Annotated in this window: 9 protein-coding genes, 1 tRNA gene and 3 pseudogenes; 10 read left to right on the forward strand and 3 right to left on the reverse strand. The window is 61.2% G+C overall.

Annotation, left to right across the window (positions count from 1 at the left end):
- Positions 1–32 precede the first annotated feature (32 nt).
- The 3 genes from bamC (at position 33) to K4O48_RS07040 (ending at position 2,371) form a co-directional block, all read left to right on the forward strand.
- Entirely contained in the window at positions 33–1,133 is a 1,101-nt protein-coding gene (bamC, locus tag K4O48_RS07030) for an outer membrane protein assembly factor BamC (RefSeq protein ID WP_222911336.1), read from the forward strand.
- A gap of 135 nt (positions 1,134–1,268) precedes the next feature.
- Positions 1,269–2,138 carry a phosphoribosylaminoimidazolesuccinocarboxamide synthase gene (locus K4O48_RS07035; RefSeq protein WP_222911337.1) on the forward strand — a complete coding sequence of 290 codons (870 nt, stop codon included), beginning with the start codon at positions 1,269–1,271 and terminating at the stop codon, positions 2,136–2,138.
- Positions 2,139–2,281: 143 nt separating this feature from the next.
- Positions 2,282–2,371: transfer RNA gene (locus tag K4O48_RS07040), tRNA-Ser, on the forward strand.
- A gap of 133 nt (positions 2,372–2,504) precedes the next feature.
- Here the strand turns inward: K4O48_RS07040 and K4O48_RS07045 are convergent.
- On the reverse strand, positions 2,505–2,780 hold the full coding sequence (locus K4O48_RS07045) for a hypothetical protein (protein WP_222911338.1): 276 nt from the start codon (positions 2,778–2,780) through the stop codon (positions 2,505–2,507).
- Between the two features lie 176 nt (positions 2,781–2,956).
- On the opposite strand from K4O48_RS07045, the gene K4O48_RS07050 reads away from it, so the two are divergent.
- The 5 genes from K4O48_RS07050 (at position 2,957) to K4O48_RS07070 (ending at position 8,337) form a co-directional block, all read left to right on the forward strand.
- The gene (locus K4O48_RS07050) at positions 2,957–3,607 is read left to right on the forward strand and encodes a hypothetical protein (protein ID WP_222911339.1); all 651 of its coding nucleotides are present in this window, start codon (positions 2,957–2,959) and stop codon (positions 3,605–3,607) included.
- Between the two features lie 209 nt (positions 3,608–3,816).
- Positions 3,817–5,268, forward strand: coding sequence for a GMC oxidoreductase (locus tag K4O48_RS07055; protein WP_222911340.1), 1,452 nt, complete (start codon positions 3,817–3,819; stop codon positions 5,266–5,268).
- Positions 5,269–5,277: 9 nt separating this feature from the next.
- Positions 5,278–5,697 carry a hypothetical protein gene (locus K4O48_RS07060; RefSeq protein ID WP_222911341.1) on the forward strand — a complete coding sequence of 140 codons (420 nt, stop codon included), beginning with the start codon at positions 5,278–5,280 and terminating at the stop codon, positions 5,695–5,697.
- A gap of 103 nt (positions 5,698–5,800) precedes the next feature.
- Positions 5,801–6,799, forward strand: a complete 999-nt coding sequence (locus K4O48_RS07065) for a 2-hydroxyacid dehydrogenase (RefSeq protein WP_222911342.1) — start codon at positions 5,801–5,803, stop codon at positions 6,797–6,799.
- Entirely contained in the window at positions 6,799–8,337 is a 1,539-nt protein-coding gene (locus tag K4O48_RS07070; RefSeq protein WP_222911343.1) for an L-lactate permease, read from the forward strand. The genes K4O48_RS07065 and K4O48_RS07070 overlap by 1 nt, the downstream gene beginning before the upstream one ends.
- On the opposite strand, the gene K4O48_RS07075 is transcribed toward K4O48_RS07070, so the two are convergent.
- Both K4O48_RS07075 and K4O48_RS07080 read right to left on the reverse strand, forming a co-directional pair.
- The gene (locus K4O48_RS07075) at positions 8,338–9,363 is read right to left on the reverse strand and encodes an AraC family transcriptional regulator (RefSeq protein WP_222911344.1); all 1,026 of its coding nucleotides are present in this window, start codon (positions 9,361–9,363) and stop codon (positions 8,338–8,340) included. It lies immediately after the preceding gene.
- 3 nt (positions 9,364–9,366) lie between these two features.
- Positions 9,367–10,281: pseudogene (locus K4O48_RS07080) on the reverse strand (GGDEF domain-containing protein).
- A gap of 1,148 nt (positions 10,282–11,429) precedes the next feature.
- Between K4O48_RS07080 and K4O48_RS07085 the strand changes: the two are divergent.
- Both K4O48_RS07085 and K4O48_RS07090 read left to right on the forward strand, forming a co-directional pair.
- A pseudogene (locus tag K4O48_RS07085) lies at positions 11,430–13,911 on the forward strand (TonB-dependent receptor).
- A gap of 85 nt (positions 13,912–13,996) precedes the next feature.
- Positions 13,997–15,927 (forward strand): annotated as a pseudogene (locus K4O48_RS07090) (phytase).
- Positions 15,928–15,961 lie beyond the last annotated feature (34 nt).

Below are 15,961 nucleotides of genomic sequence, written 5' to 3' on the forward strand. Positions count from 1 at the left end.
CGGTGTACTGGTTTAACAATGAAGGAACATGCATGAAGCGACTGGCCGGACTCTCGACCCTAGCCCTGATTATCTCTGGAACCAGCGGTTGTGGCTGGTTGTGGGGCGACGACGGATATTTCCGCGACCGTGGCAGCGACTACCTGCAGGCACATCAGGTGCCGCCGATGCAGGTTCCCGCCGACGCCGAACTGCGCCCGATCGAGCCGCTGCTACCCATTCCTCAGCAGGTAGCTGACACCCGTAGTACCGACGAGTACGAAGTGCCGCGTCCACAGCGGCTATTGATTGCCGAAGAGGCCAGCGAATTCAGCCTGCAAACCTCAGAAGATGCGCGCTGGCTCGTTGCTATGCGCGCGCCCTCTCAGGTTTGGGCAGCCGCCCGCCAGTTCTTTACGGATAACGGTTTCCAGATCGCCGAAGAGCGTCCGCAGACGGGCGAGTTCGCTACAGCTTGGCAAACACGTGATCAGTTGTCGCCCGCCTTGGTACGCAACCTGGGTCTGGGCCAGGGGGAGACACGTGTTCGGGTACGTATCGAGCCAGGCGTACAGCGAGACACCAGCGAGATATACCTGCTTAGCGTTCAGCGTCCTGCGGGCAGCAACGCTGATGTCGCTTGGCCTGACGAGCCGGCCAATGCCGAGCTTGACCGGGTACTGCTGGATGAACTGCAGGCAGGCTTGAATAGCAGTGCAGCGCAGGGCGGTTCGGCCTCCCTTCTTGCTGAGCGTGAATTCGATGCGCCTAGTCGCGTAACACTCAGCGAAGCCGGCAGCGGCACGCCGGTGCTAAGGCTCGACACTGATTTCAACCGAGCCTGGTCGAGTGTTGGCCGCGCACTGGCGGCCAGTGACATTCTCGTCGAGGACTTGGACCGGACACTGGGCGTTTATTACATTAACTTGTCCGAAGGTGCGGCGAATCCGGACGACAAGCCCGGGTTCTTCTCGCGGTTGTTTGGCGGGGCGCCAGACCGAGAGGAGATCGAGGCGCGTGCCGAGCGCTATCAGGTCCGGGTAACTGACGTGGGCGGCAACGTACACGTGACACTCGACAAGGACCTCGAAACCGTCGCGCCATCCGACGTCGCGCGTCGCGTGCTGAACATGCTCAAGGACAGTCTGGACTGATTCGGCAAACCTGTCCGCTACAACCCATCCAGGCGAAACCCTTTGGTTTCGCCTGTTTCGTTTGATGAAAGACCCGATCGTTACGGCTGCTTGTTTTCGCAACGTGGCGATGGCTCGGTAACCGTGAGAAGCGCCATGACCACTCCCAGTGCACTTAGCCTGAAGAAAATCTACTCCGGCAAGGTCCGTGACCTGTATGAGATCGACGACAAACGCATGCTCATGGTCGCCACTGATCGGCTGTCAGCGTTCGATGTGATCCTTGCCGAGCCGATTCCGGAGAAGGGCAAAATCCTCACGGCCATTTCCAACTTCTGGTTCGACAAGCTCGCTCACCTGGTTCCCAATCACTTTACCGGAGACAAGGTCGAGGACGTGGTTCCGGCAGCAGAGTTGCCGCTAGTAGAAGGGCGGGCGGTGGTGGCCAAGCGGCTGAAGCCCGTTGCGGTCGAGGCCATCGTGCGCGGTTACATTGTCGGTTCGGGCTGGAAGGAATATCAGAAAAGCGGGACCGTCTGCGGTATCCAGTTGCCGTCTGGCTTGAAGGAAGCATCGAAGCTGCCGCAGCCAATATTCACTCCGTCGACGAAGGCTGCAGTTGGCGATCACGACGAGAATATTTCGTTCGAGCAGTGCGAGGCCATTATTGGCGAGGCGCTTGCAGCTCAGGTGCGCGATACCTCTATCGCGCTCTATACGGCCGCCGTCGAGTATGCCGCTACTCGCGGCATTATCATCGCCGACACCAAATTCGAGTTTGGCCTCGACGAGCATGGCCGCCTGACGCTGATGGATGAAGTGCTGACTCCGGATTCCAGTCGTTTCTGGCCCGCCGACAGCTATCAGGAAGGAAGCAACCCGCCGAGCTTCGACAAACAGTTCGTGCGTGATTGGCTGGAAACCACCGGGTGGAACAAAGAACCTCCCGCACCGCCGGTGCCGACAGAAGTTGCGCAGAAAACCGCTGATAAGTACCGCGAAGCCCTCACGCGCCTTACGGCCTGAGCGCGACGCAGGGCGGCCATGGAAAGTTGGTTTAAGGGCACAGCAAAACGGGTGACGGGTCGATGCAAGATCCTGAATATCGAGAAAAAACCGTCGCCCTGGGGTTCGACAATCGTTTCTGAACTGCTATGATGCGCGCCGCTGGAGAGATGCCGGAGTGGCCGAACGGGACGGATTCGAAATCCGTTGTACCCTCGCGGGTACCTAGGGTTCAAATCCCTATCTCTCCGCCATTACATATGAAAAGCCCCTAACTGTTCCGCAGTCAGGGGCTTTTTCGTTTCAAGTCCATTGTAATGGGTGGGCTGGCGCTGAGCCGGTTACGCGTCCTTGCGCGGGGGCTTCTAGCCCTGGCCACACTGACCGTCATTGCTCAGTCGGGGCGCGTTGCGGCGAGTCCTCTTTGTCTTCGTCACCCGCGTCGGTGCCATGTGCGTTGTCAATCGTATCCTCGGACAGCCGTGGTTCAGGGTCCTGCCCGGCGGGATTCTGGTAGCCATGCGCGCCTGCTTCGTTGTTGATGTCCTGTTGGCTCTGGCTGCCGGTGCTGTTGGTTTCTGGTGCAAGCGTGTCCTGATTGGCAAAAGCGGTTGTCGCTAACAAGGTCAGCGCAAGTGCGGTGGGGATCGTCAGCGTCTTCATTGGATGTCCTCGACGGTATGGGCTCTTTGCTTCGGACCGGCAACGCGGATCGTTGTTCGTGACGAGGCATCGCCAGCTGCTCGGATTGATCCTTTCCCCGACGATCTGATCCGGCTTTGGGGCACCGGGTCGTCAATTGGCGGTCCCAGCTAACGAATTTCCTACCGAGACTTCACATGATCGAGTGGTTGATGAACAACCAGCAGCTGATCTCGCTGCTGATCTCTGCCAGCACGCTGCTAGTGTGGGTGTTTTACGCCCAGTTGCTGTTGCTCAACTTCCGTCGTCAGCGCAAGCCGAGCCTGATCATCAATCGCGGTGCCGGCAAGGGACTGGGTTCGCTCTGCCTGATTTCCAACATGAGTGCCGAGCCGATGTTCATTAATCAACTGACCGTTTCGATCGAAACATCCAAAGGTCCGTTGGAGGTCGATGTGACCGATATTCGGCAGAGCATCGATGAGGAAGACGGTGCCTCACCCGATTTACCGATCTATCAGACGACCCACCAGGGCCCAATGCGCAGCGGCGACTTCATTCACATAGGTACATTCCAAGGCATGCTGCTCGCCGTTGCGGAGCAGCACGGAATTGAACTGGACGGGTTGAAGCCCGTGGGCGACTGGAAATTTCATACGCTGGAAGTCCGAGCAGTGGCGTTCTACGGTCCCGAGCGCCACCCCATCGGGGTTTTGCGTCGATTTCGCCTGCATGGTTGCGGGGAGCCAGATTGCGCCCTGATACCTGAGAGCCCTTTCACCCACCAATTGTTGTCGCGCCGCGATCGACGAAAGGTACGCCAGTGGCTAAGCGAGTCACTGGGATGAGGAGGCTTCGCGGGTACGTCCACCGCACTGGTCGCGCGAAACGTCCGGAACTTCGGCTTGGCATACCGGTCTCGTTTAGCTGGCAATGATGCCAGTGGGCGGAGCCCAAAATCGTTGGAACGCTTGCGGCGCGCACGACGTGATTGGTTGCGCGATTGTTGATCAGGCAGCAGGTCTACGGGCCCGGTGCGAAAAGGAAGGGTAGTTAGGTGGAAATCAACCGCGTAAGCGCAAGGGATGTCGACAAGGCACAGTATGAGTTGGTCGTGATCGGGTCTGGTTTTGGTTCCAGTTTCTTTCTGACCGAAGCGTTGAAGCACCTCACCGGGCGCGCATTGATCATCGAGTGGGGTGATTTTCATCCTTGGGACTGGCAAATCCAGACTCAAAGCAGTTCCGTGATCGCGCCAGAGTCCACCTACGACAATCGCGGTGAGAAGCCCTGGAACACCACGATCGCGCTCGGCGGCGGTATGAACTGCTGGTATTCGCAAACGCCTCGCTTGCATCCCAGCGATTTTGCGATCCGCACTCGCTACGGTGTCGGCAACGACTGGCCGCTGAGCTACGAGGATCTGGAACCCTACTATTGCCAGGCCGAGCAGATCATGTCGATCGCCGGGGATGAGGACATGGCCAAAGTGCTGCCGCGCAGTCGGCCGTTTCCACAGCCGCCGCACAAGGGATCGTCGATCGACATGCTGATGAAAGAGGCGATGCCCGATCATCACTTCATCATGCCGACCGGTCGCGCTCGGGTAGCGACCGGCACCCGCGGCGTTTGTTGTGCAAACGCGACCTGCAACCTGTGCCCGGTAAATGCCAAGTTCACCGCGCAGAACGGTCTTGCTGAGCTGTACCGCCACCCCAAGGTGGACGTTTGCCTGAAGACCGAGGTGCGCACGCTCGAATACGAAGGCGGCACTATCAAGAGTGCAACAATTTTGTCCGAAGGCCGTGAGTTCAAGGTGTTCGGCGACCTGTTCGTGCTGGGCGCGAATGCCATCCAGAGCCCGGCGATCTTACTGCGCTCTGATATTAACTTCGGCGAAACCGGGATGGGCTTGCACGAGCAGGTGGGTGCAAACGTCGAGGTATACCTCGATGGATTGGGTAATTTCGATGGCAGCACCATCACCACCGGCCTGAACTATTCGCTGTACGACGGCGATTTCCGCAAGGACCACTCCGCGTGCCTGGTTTACTTCGAGAATCGGTGGCCCTACGGGCTGCGACCGGAGCGTGGACGCTGGAATCAGACCTTGCCCTTGATGCTGGTGAGCGAGGATTTGCCCAACGTGGAAAACCGTGTCGTGGTCGATCCGCAAAGCGGGCAGGCAATCATCGACTACCGCGGTGAGTCCGATTACGGGATGAAGGGTGTTCAGTTCGGTCTGGACAGCCTGGAGAAACTGCTCGCACCGCTGCCGGTCGAATCGATCAACTTTCGAGAGTGGCGCCTGACCGAGTCGCATGTTCAAGGCACGCTGCGTATGGGGCAGGTTGACGACGGCTCGGTGGTGGACGGCCAGATGCTGCATCACCAGATGCGCAACCTGGTGGTGGTCGGAACGGCAACGTACCCGAGCTGTTCGCCAGCGAATCCCAGCCTGACCGCCGCCGCCTTGTCCATCCGTGCCGCCGATCTGCTGTACAGCTAAGGAATGCCCATGAAGCGTCGTACATTGTTGCTTTCATCTGCCGCCACGCTAGGGCTTGCGGCTGTCGCTTCGGCGGCCTGGGTTTACGAAGACCGGCAAGTATTCATCCCCGAGCTGCTGCACCGTTTGGTGGGTGATTTTCAGATGGACGCTGAGGATCAACGCAAGTTTGTCGATGCTCTGGCGGGGCACTATGGCGCCGAGAAGCTCACGGCGTTGATGGGGTTGTACAAAATTCGCGAGGAAACCGGTGTTGGCAGTCCGTACACCGATCTTCGGGTGGATAACTTCGAGCGCCGGTTGCTGACGGACTTCGTGGTGTCGACCGATTATCTCAGTCGCCAGCATGAGCCCAATCCGACAGTGTCCTTTCTGGGCTATCGCCTGCCGTGCAGCAATCCCTACGCGCGGTTCGACGGGTTGACGTGAGGTGTGGCTGGTTTCGCCAGTCGTGTGCTGATCCGCGCCAACCGGGAGTAGCCTTGCTGCCAAGGTCAGGCGTTGCCTGCCGTTTTCCCGAGGAGATCAGCTTATGCGCATCGCAGTATTCAGTACCAAGCCCTATGACCGCCGTTTTCTTGATCAGGCCAACCAGACGCAGCATGAGCTGACCTACTTCGACCCCCAGCTGACGGCAGAAACTGCGCCACTCGCTGCTGGTTTCGAGGCCGTCTGTGCATTCGTCAATGACAAGCTCGACGCACCGGTGCTGCGGTTGCTACATGGCAACGGTACGAGGCTGATCGCGTTGCGCTCGGCGGGGTTCAACAACGTTGACTTACCCGAGGCGGAGCGGCTCGGCATGACCGTCGTGCGTGTACCGGCTTATTCGCCGCATGCGGTGGCCGAGCATGCGGTGGCGCTGGTGCTCAGCCTCAACCGGATGACCTTTCGTGCCTACAACCGTGTGCGTGAGGGCAACTTCTCCCTTGATGGGCTGCTCGGCTTCGACCTCTTCGGCAAGACAGTCGGCGTGATCGGTACGGGCAAGATCGGGCTGATCTTCGCCGACATCATGCATGGCTTTGGCTGCAAGATTCTGGCGGCTGACCCGTACCCAAGCCCAGATGCCAAGCCATTCGTAGAGTACGTCGCGCTGGAACGCCTGCTGGGCGACTCGGATATCGTCTCTCTGCATTGCCCGCTCACGCCGGAAACCGATCACCTGATCGATGCCAAGGCGGTCGCGCAGATGAAGGACGGGGTCATGCTTATCAACACCGGGCGGGGCCGGGTAATTGATACCAAGGCGGTGATCGAAGGGCTCAAGAGCGGAAAGATCGGCCGACTCGGGCTTGATGTGTACGAAGAAGAGGAACACCTGTTCTTCCAGGACCTGTCCCAGCGCGTCATCAGTGATGACCAGTTCATGCGCCTGACCACTTTTCATAACGTGCTGATCACTGGCCACCAGGCGTTCTTCACCTCCGAGGCACTAACCAACATCGCCGACACTACCATCGCCAATATCACTGCCTTCGAGAGCGGCACTGGCACCTTGCATCGGGTCAACGCGGACAAGATCGCCTGATGCCGAATCTGCTGTTCGCCGGGCTCGCGGCTGTTCCTATCATCGCGATACTGGTGTTGATGGTCGGATTTCGCTGGTCCGCCGCGCGCTCTGGCAGTGTCGGCTTGCTTCTCGCCCTTGGCATCGCTTGGTTTGCCTTCGGCTACGGTACGCGGGTGCTGCCTGAACTGGGTGTTGGCGTTGCCACGGCCGGCGCGCTGGGCGAAGCGCTGTTTCTGGCGATGACCATCCTCTGGATCATCTTTCCGGCACTGTGCATCCACGAGTTGCAGTCGCGCACCGGTGCGATCGATGTATTGCGTGAAGCCATGGGACGGCTGTCCGACGATCCGCGCATCGTTGCCTTGCTGGTGGCTTGGTTCTTCGTCTTGTTCATCGAGGGCGCCGCAGGCTTCGGTACCTCAGTCGCCCTGGCCGCGCCGTTTCTGGTTGCCGCAGGTTTTGGTCGGGTGGAGGCGGTGAGCATCGCCTTGATCGGCCACGCCGTCGGGGTGTCCTTTGGCGCGGTGGGGACGCCGATCCTGCCACAGTTGGCGGTCACGCCCTTCAGCGGCGGTGAACTGGCCGCGGCGACTGCGAACTACCACGTTCTGCTGGGCTGGCTGATGCCGCTGGTGGTGATGTGGCTGGTGTCACGAGCATTTGCCGGCAGCCGGCAGATTTCGCTATCGCAGTGGGCGTGGCCGCTGTACGCCGCTGCGGCGTTCCTGCTGCCGTTCTACCTGATCGCCGTGTTCATCGGGCCTGAACTGCCGACGCTGGGCGGGGCCTTGCTGGGCGCGATGATCTTCGTTGCGATGCTGGTGACACTGCGCCGCCGCGAGGGTGCTCGCGCGGCAGGGCAGAGCGGTGCATCCGGACAGCAGCTGTTGCGGGCATCGGCGCCCTATCTGGCTCTGGTTGCGCTGGTGCTGGTGACGCGTTTGATCACACCGATCCGCGAAGCGCTGCAGGGGGTGACGCTGGCGTGGCGATTCGAAGCGTTCAGCGGCAGCATGGCCATGCTCTATCACCCGGGCACCTTGCTGCTGTTGAGCTTTCTCATCGGTGCGTTCTGTCAGCGTGCGGCCTTTGCCGAGGTTTCTGCGTCCGCAGTTCAGGTGCTGCGGCGCATGCTGTCGGTGACACTGGCGCTAACCGCGATGCTGGCGTTGTCGCGGGTGATGGTGCACGCGCAGATGATCGATACCCTGGCATTGGCCGCGGCTAACGCAACCGGGGGTGTCTGGCCGTTGTTCGCGCCCTTCGTGGGTGTGCTGGGTACCTTCGTGACCGGCTCGGCTACCGCATCCAACATCCTGTTCAGTGACTTCCAGCAAGCCACCGCAGAGCGCCTGGGTATGCCGGCGCTGCCCTTGCTTGGCGCTCAGGGTTTTGGCGCAGCGGTCGGCAACATCATCTGCCCGCACAACATCGTGGCGGCTAGCGCGACGGTGAATCTGGTCGGCCAAGAGGGCGAGGTGCTGCGGCGTACCCTCGCGCCGTCCCTGATCTATGCCCTGCTGGGCGGGATGCTCGCGCTCTGGGTGTTCGTCTAGCTAGTCGAACAGCTGGCGCAGGGCGCTGGGCGCAATGCCGGTCCAGCGCTTGAAGGAGCGACGGAAGTTGGTGGTGTCGTTGAAGCACAGATAACTCGCCACTTCCTCGTTGCTGTAACCCTTCATCTGGTAGAGGTACAACGCAACGTGCTTGCGCACCTGGTCGAGTTGCTCCTGAAAGCCAGTGCCGTGCTTGTGCAGTTTGCGCTTGAGCGATGCCGGGCTCATGTCGAAGGCCTGCGCGACGCGCTCCAGGTTGAGCGGTGAGCGGATGTTGGCGTGCAGATGATCGTATAGCTGATCGATGATGCTGATTGTGCATCCCAGCTGTTCAAGCTGAGCCTGACTCGCCTGCAATGCGACCCGACCTGCAGTTGCCGAGGCGTTAGGCCAGGGTTGGTGTAGATACTCGATCGGCAGGCTCATCATGGTCATCTGGCTATCGAACGTCAGGTCTTCGCCCATGTGCACCCAATACTGTTCGATATGCCGTGGCTGCGCATAGCCCAAGTGAAAACGCCAAGGCATGCGCGTACCGGACAGGCGTCGGGTCATGGCCACCACGGCGGTCAGGCTGGCTTCGGTAAGGAAACGCTGCTCGCCGGTGCCGCAAGTGTCTGTCCAGAACAGGTGCAGCTGCTTTTCGTCGTGCAACAAACGCGGCGTCAACAAGGGGCTGAGCAGGGCGCGGAACTGCTGCAGCTGCTCCAGAGCCTGCTGCAGCGAAGCCGCGTGAGTCAGGGCGTGGCTGACCTCTCCGTAGTGACCGGGCAGCAACCGCTGGCCGAACAGGAAGCTGCTGTCATCAGCGCCCAGCAGTCGCTGAGCATTGCCAATCAGCACGCGCAGTTGATCAGGACTGATGCGCGCTTCTCCGCTGGTCACGTCGTCGTAGAACACTCCGCTGCCGCGCAGCAGCTGGTGACTGTCGATCCCGCGCGATAACGCCAAGTCGATCAGCACCGCCGGCTGATGATGCGCGGCAATGAATCGGGTGTCGCATTCGTAGCCGAGCGGCATGTTCATCGTTCAGGCGCAGCGCGGCAGGTGTTGCTTGGCTTTCGCCAGGCCGAGATTCAGGCGCTTGAGCAACTGCTCGGCGTTTTCGTCGATGGCCATGATTGCAGCGGTGCTGGCCTGCAGGTGAAGACGCTCGCCATGCTGCTCGGTTCGATGCGCGAGGCTGGCGACCGCCTGTTGCAGCTCAGCGGCGATCAGCCGCGCCTGGGCTTCCCCGGTGTTGGGCAAAACCGCTACAAAGCGATCCCGGCCAACCGGCACAGCAGGTCCTGACGGCGCAGATTGAGCAACAGCAGCTGCGCCATGGCCTGAAGGACGGCGTCACTTCGGCCTGGCCGTAGCGTTGGTTGATGGCGGTGAAGTCATCGATGTCCACCGCCACCAGCGACAATGGTTGCAACTGTCCACGGGCGTGCGCGAGGGCTCGCTGCAGCTGTTGCCTGAGGTATTCGGCGGCGCCGAGGGGCGTCAGCTTGTCGAACAGACGGTGCTCTCGCGAAACAGCTTTTCACGCTTGCTCATCTGTTGGCTGATGGCGCGCTGCTCCTGGTTCAGGTGGTAGATACCCAGCGTCAGCAGGATCAGCCCGATGGGCATTGGCGCCGTTTCCAGCCAGTTGTCCCAGACTGCCAGTTCCGGCAGGTGAATGAATTCGTCCAGCGTGTCCATCCACCAGGAAAAGAACACGCAGGACAGACCCAACGCGAGCAGTCGCGTTACCCGACCCGCCGGGCGGCTGCGCAGCAGCATGATCAGCCAGGCTAACGCGAGGACGGCCGAGCCGCCTTCGCCGGCTACGTCCATCCAGTTGATCTCCGCCCAGGCCTTTAGCTGGCCGGTAGCGAGATAGATCTGCAGACCGGCGTTGGCGGCCATGGCCAGGCCGAGGAGGGTAAGGGTGTGGAGTTTGAGCAGGGATTTCATCGGGTCTCCGTGGCTAGGCGCGCCAGTGCGTGAGGGCACGGAAACAGATGGATGTGACGGTTGGATGAATGAGGTGGGGGTTGAATTGGCTCAGGGTTTTTTCGCGCTGTTGCTCGTGTTTTGGGGGGAGGCGGATTAGGGCGTTGTTTGATGGCTTGGTTTCGCCCTGCTGGGCGAGTTCCTTTTGGCAGTCGCCCCAAAAGGAACCAAAAGTTCTTGCCCCTGCATCCGGACTAGGCGTCCCCGGTTCGCTGCGCTCGACTTCCCTCATTCCATCGCTGCGCTGAGGGCCGCCGCGCAAGGGCCATCCATACCGACGGCGGCCCCGACCCTTCACGGCTCTCGCGGCATCCATGCCGCTCGCCCCTCTACGCAGCGATTCCATTCGGCCTTCTGAAAGGGGCGTTCGGCGGCGTCTGATGGTTCGTCTGCCAGCAAAGAAGCAACGCGCGCCTGCGTCTCGTAGGGGGGTGCAACCCATCAAGCTCTTGCGATGGGCTTCGCCCATCCTACGTTGTGAAACCCAACCCACAGTGCTTAGGCTTTTGATTTCTGGCACAGACCAATAAACGACGCCGAATGCCCCTTCAGGAGGGTGAGTGGAATCGTTGCGTAAGGGGTTGAGCCGCATGGATGCGGCGAAAGGCTTATAGGGCCATGGATGGCCCTTGTAAGCCGACCCTGAAGCAGCGATGGAGCGAACGAATCCGGAGCGAAGCGCAGGGCCGTATGCAGGGGCGCAGCGTTTTTGGTTACTTTTTCAGCGTTTGGAAAAAGTGACTCGCCCAACAGGGCGAAACCAGCGTCCCGGACTACGCTGCAACGGGCAGCGGCACGAACCGCGCTCCCACCAATGCGTCACCCCCCACACCACCAGAACAGGTCATATCGGCAGCGTAGGGTGGGCTTCAGCCCACCGTGACGGAGTGGCTCCGTGCATGCGGTGGGCTAAAGCCCACCCTACGGGTTGAGCGCTGCGTCCCGAGCCGGAGGCAGGTCATATCAGCTCAATCCCCACCCCAAACCACCCCAATAAAAGCCATCTGGTGCTCCTGCACCAACCTCTGTCACAGAACCGCCATATCCCGACCCTACCGTCCGCTCCAGTTCCGGGATGGACCCGGTAAACAGCGTTCGGGGGATTGTTAATGAGCACATACCGCAGCGGCATCCGCCATGCAGGGTTCCGCATCAGCCTGCTGGCCCTGGCCGTCAGCGCCGGTTCGGCCTGGGCCGAGGAGCCGCTTGTCATGGAGCACGTCGAAGTGATCGGCCAGGCCGTCAGCATCGACGAGGCATTGAGGGAACAGCGCAACTCCGACAGCGTGAAAAGCGTGGTCCATGCCGATGGGATCGGCCAGCTGCCCGATGACAACGCCGCCGAAGCTTTGCAGCGCATCCCCGGCCTGTCCGTCGAGCGCGATCAGGGTGAAGGCCGCTTCGTCAGCGTGCGCGGCATCGCGCCGGACCTGAACAGCGTCACCATCAACGGCACCCTGGTGCCCTCGCCGGAAAGCGGCCGCCGCGCCGTGGCGCTGGATGTGCTGCCTTCGGAACTGGTGCAGTCGCTTTCAGTGGTCAAGACCCTCACGCCGGACATGGATGCCAACTCCCTGGGCGGCACCATCGAGGTGGAGAGCCTGTCGGCGTTCGACCACGACGGCCTGTTCTACAGCCTCAGCACCGAAGCCAGCTACGACGAGAACGTCGGCGAGACCAGCCCCAAATTTTCCGGTGCCATCAGTAACCGCTTCAGCCTGGGCGGTGGCGTCGACAACTTCGGCGTGGCCGCGGCGCTGAGTTGGCAGGATCGCGACTTCGGCTCGGATAACGTCGAGACCGGCGGCAAGTGGGATTTCGAAGACGACGAGGCCCGGCTGCGGGAGTTCGAGCAGCGTGACTACGAGATCACCCGCGAGCGCACCGGCTTTGGTCTGAACTTCGATTACCAGCCGGACGACTTCAGCAGCTATTACCTGCGCACGCTGTACAGCCGCTTCAAGGACACCGAGACCCGCAACGCAGCCGGCGTCGAATTCGAAGATGCGCAGCTGGCAGGTGAATTGGGCGATGCCGAGGGTTGGCGTGAGCTGAAGTCACGCGAGGAAACCCAGACCATTCAGTCCTACGTGTTCGGTGGCGAGCGGATGATGGGCTTCTGGACCCTCAGCGGTCAGGTCGGCTACAGCGAGGCCCGCGAGCGCAACCCGGGCGGCATTTCCAGCGCGACGTTCGAGGGTGACTTCGCTGACGTCGGTTTCTCCAGCACGAACAAACCGCGCCTGACCGTCGACCCGTCTTTCTACGATCCTGCGAGCTTCGAGCTGGACGAGGTGGAGTGGGAGAAGACCGATGCGCGCGACAAAGAGAAAAACATCCGTCTGGATCTAGCCCGCGATTACGACATCCAGGGCTACGCCTCCCAGCTCAAGTTCGGTGGCAAGCTCAGCCGGCGCGACAAGACCAACGACGCCGAGATCTGGGCTTACGACGATTTCGACGACCTGACCCTAGCCGACTTCCAGAGCGGCAAGGTCGACTACGCGCTGGACCGCTTCGGTTCGGGCATCAGCGCCGGCGGCCTGGAGGTCTGATTGGCGGCCTCGATGCGAGCGAGTTCTACGACCAAGAGGAGTCGCGCATTGGCGACTTCGACATGAGCGAAGACATCAACGCGGCGTATTTCATGAACACCCTGGACTTGGACAAGTGGCGCATCATCGCCGGCCTACGCTATGAGGGCACCGAGTTCAGCGCCAAGGGCACCGGCCTGCGCGACGGTGAGTTCGAAGCCGTATCCAGCGACAACCGTTATGACCACTGGCTACCGGGCTTGCATGCGCGCTATGAGCTGACGCCCGATACCTTCGTTCGGGCGGCCTGGACCAACACCGTGGTGCGCCCGACGTTCGAGCAGCTGGCACCTGGTTTTTTCATCGAAGATGATGAGGCGGCGTTCGGCAACCCGGACCTCAAGCCGCTGGAGTCGACGAACTACGACCTGGGCATCGAGCACTACATGGGCCGCGCGGGGGCCGTGTCGGCCTATCTGTTCTACAAGGACATCGACAACTTCATCTACAACACCGATCTGGCCGGCACGGGCCAATGGACCGGGTTCGACGAAGCGCTGAGTTTCGAGAACGGTAGCAGCGCCAAGCTCTATGGTGTCGAGTTGGCCTATTCGCAGAAGCTCGATTGGCTACCGGCACCCTGGAATGGCGTGCTGCTGGGCGCCAACGCCACCTTCAGCAAATCCGATGCAGAGATTGAAGGCAGGGCAGCAGTCGCAGCATCGACCTGCCAAACCACTCCGATAGCGTCGGCAACCTCATGGTCGGTTGGGAGAATGACGTGTTCAACATGCGTCTGGCCGCCAACTACAAATCCGAGTACCTGGCCGAAGTGGCCGGTATCGATGACGCAGCCCACGACCTCTACGCAGACGATCAGCTGTTCGTGGATTTCAAGGCAGGCTACTTCATCACGCCGAACCTGCAGGTGACGCTAGAGGCGTTGAATCTCACGGACGAGTCCTACTTCGTCTACACCGGGCGCAGCAACTTCAACGCCCAGTACGAGGAATACGGTCCGACCTACAAGCTCGGCCTGACCCTGACGCACTTCTGACCCTTTTCGACTTATTCGCCGCCCCGTCTCCGCTCCGTTCCCCTTTCAGAGCGGTGGCGGCCAGCTGCTGCTGATTGGAAAAACCATGTACATGACTTTGCATAAATCCATGTTGCTGAGCCTCTGCATTGCGCTCGCGGCCTGTCAGTCCGGAGCGGGCGTCGGCTCCGACAAGCAGCCGGCGCCGAACCTGATCATCGTGGATGCCGCACCGCTGGAAGCCGTGAACGCTCAGCTGATCGCCAATACAGATTTCTGGCCAAATGCGTCGCGACTGGTCGTTCGACCGGATTCGCGCGGGCTGCAGATACTCGACGCCAAGGGCGCGGTAATCAGCGATTTCAAAGGCCGCTTTGAAGGCCTGGATCATCGCGTAGGCAGGCAGGGCATGTTGATCGCCACCCTCGACCGCAAGCGACAGCAGGCCGTGTTGCTAGGGCTTGATCGCGAGCATCGCTGGAGCCAGCCGCTGTACATCCCGCGGACGGATTTCGCCATCGAGGGGCTGTGCTTGTTCCGCGACGCGGCGCGCAACAGCTTCCTTTTTCTGGTCGGTGAAGAAGGTATCGGCGAGCAGTGGCTGGTCGCCGCGAACATGCGCCCACTCGCAACCCCGCAGCGCGTACGCGGCCTGAGCCTGCCACCGAAAGCGGCTACTGCCAGGTGAATGATCAAACCGGCGAGCTGATCGTCAACGAGGAAGGCGTGGGTCTCTGGCGTTACGCGGCGGATGCTGAGGCACCGCTCATACGTCAACCCGTGGACATCGTTCAGCCCTTCGGTGGTATCGCCGAAGCCGCTGCTGGCATGGCATTGGTGCCGGGCGGGTTGCTGGCGCTAGACCCGGAAGCTGGCGCGCTGCACATCTATGGGCGAGAAGCAGACAGCTGGCGTAGCCATTCGGTACTGCCGCTCGAAGGCTTCGACGAGCCTGAGCAGATCAGCGCCCGATTGACCGAGGGTGGCATCGACCTGCTGCTGACCGATGAGCGTGGCGCCCACGCGTCTCGTCTGGATTGGCAGCCTCCAACGCCCACCGCGACGCCTGTCATTCCGATGCTGCCGGCTCAGGCTCAGACCGATCCGGTGCCGCACCTCGGCGATGCTGCCGACGACCCTGCGATCTGGGTAAACGCAAGCGACCGTGCCAGAAGCCGTGTGCTGGGCACCGACAAGAAGGGCGGGCTCGGCGTGTACGACCTGACCGGCAAGCAGCTCCAGTACCTGCCCGTCGGGCGGTTGAACAACGTGGACGTGCGCACCGGCTTTGTTCTCGCAGCAAGCAGGTTGACCTAGCCGTGGCCAGCAATCGGGATCACAACAGTCTGCACCTGTTCGCCATCGATCCAACGAGCGGGCAGTTGAGCGACATCGGCCAGATCGCCACGCCGATCTCCGAAATCTATGGCCTGTGCATGTTCAAGGATCGCCAGGGCGCTATCCATGCGATCGCCAACGACAAGGACGGCACCTTTCGGCAGTACCGCCTGGATGGTTCCAGCGGCTCGCCGCGTGGTGAGCTGGTGCGGCAGTTCAAGGTTGCCAGTCAACCCGAGGGATGCGTGGCCGATGACCGCACCCAGCGGCTCTTCGTCGGTGAGGAGGACGAGGCAGTCTGGACACTGGATGCCCGTGGCGATGCCCCGGCGAAGCTGGAGAAGGTCATCGGTGTCGGCGGCCCGCTGCATGACGACGTCGAGGGGCTGGCGCTCTACCAGGGTGCGAAGGCCGATTACCTGGTGATCTCGAGCCAGGGTAACGACAGCTATCTGGTACTGGATGCCGCCGCGCCTTACGCCGTTCGAGGTGCATTCCGCGTTGGTTTTGAATGCCGAGCGCGGCATCGATGGCGCATCGGAGACCGATGGGCTGGAGGTCACTTCGGCCAACCTCGGCGGTGTCTGGAGCCGCGGCATGCTGGTGGTGCAGGACGGCCGCAAGCGCATGCCCGAAGGCGCTCAGAACTACAAATACCTGCCGTGGGCAGCGGTTGCTGACGCGCTAGGGCTGGACTGACCTCGGTCGCATGAATGCGTCAGGCGACGCCCGC

The sequence above is a fragment of the Pseudomonas sp. DNDY-54 genome (assembly GCF_019880365.1).
GTDB lineage: Bacteria > Pseudomonadota > Gammaproteobacteria > Pseudomonadales > Pseudomonadaceae > Stutzerimonas > Stutzerimonas stutzeri_P.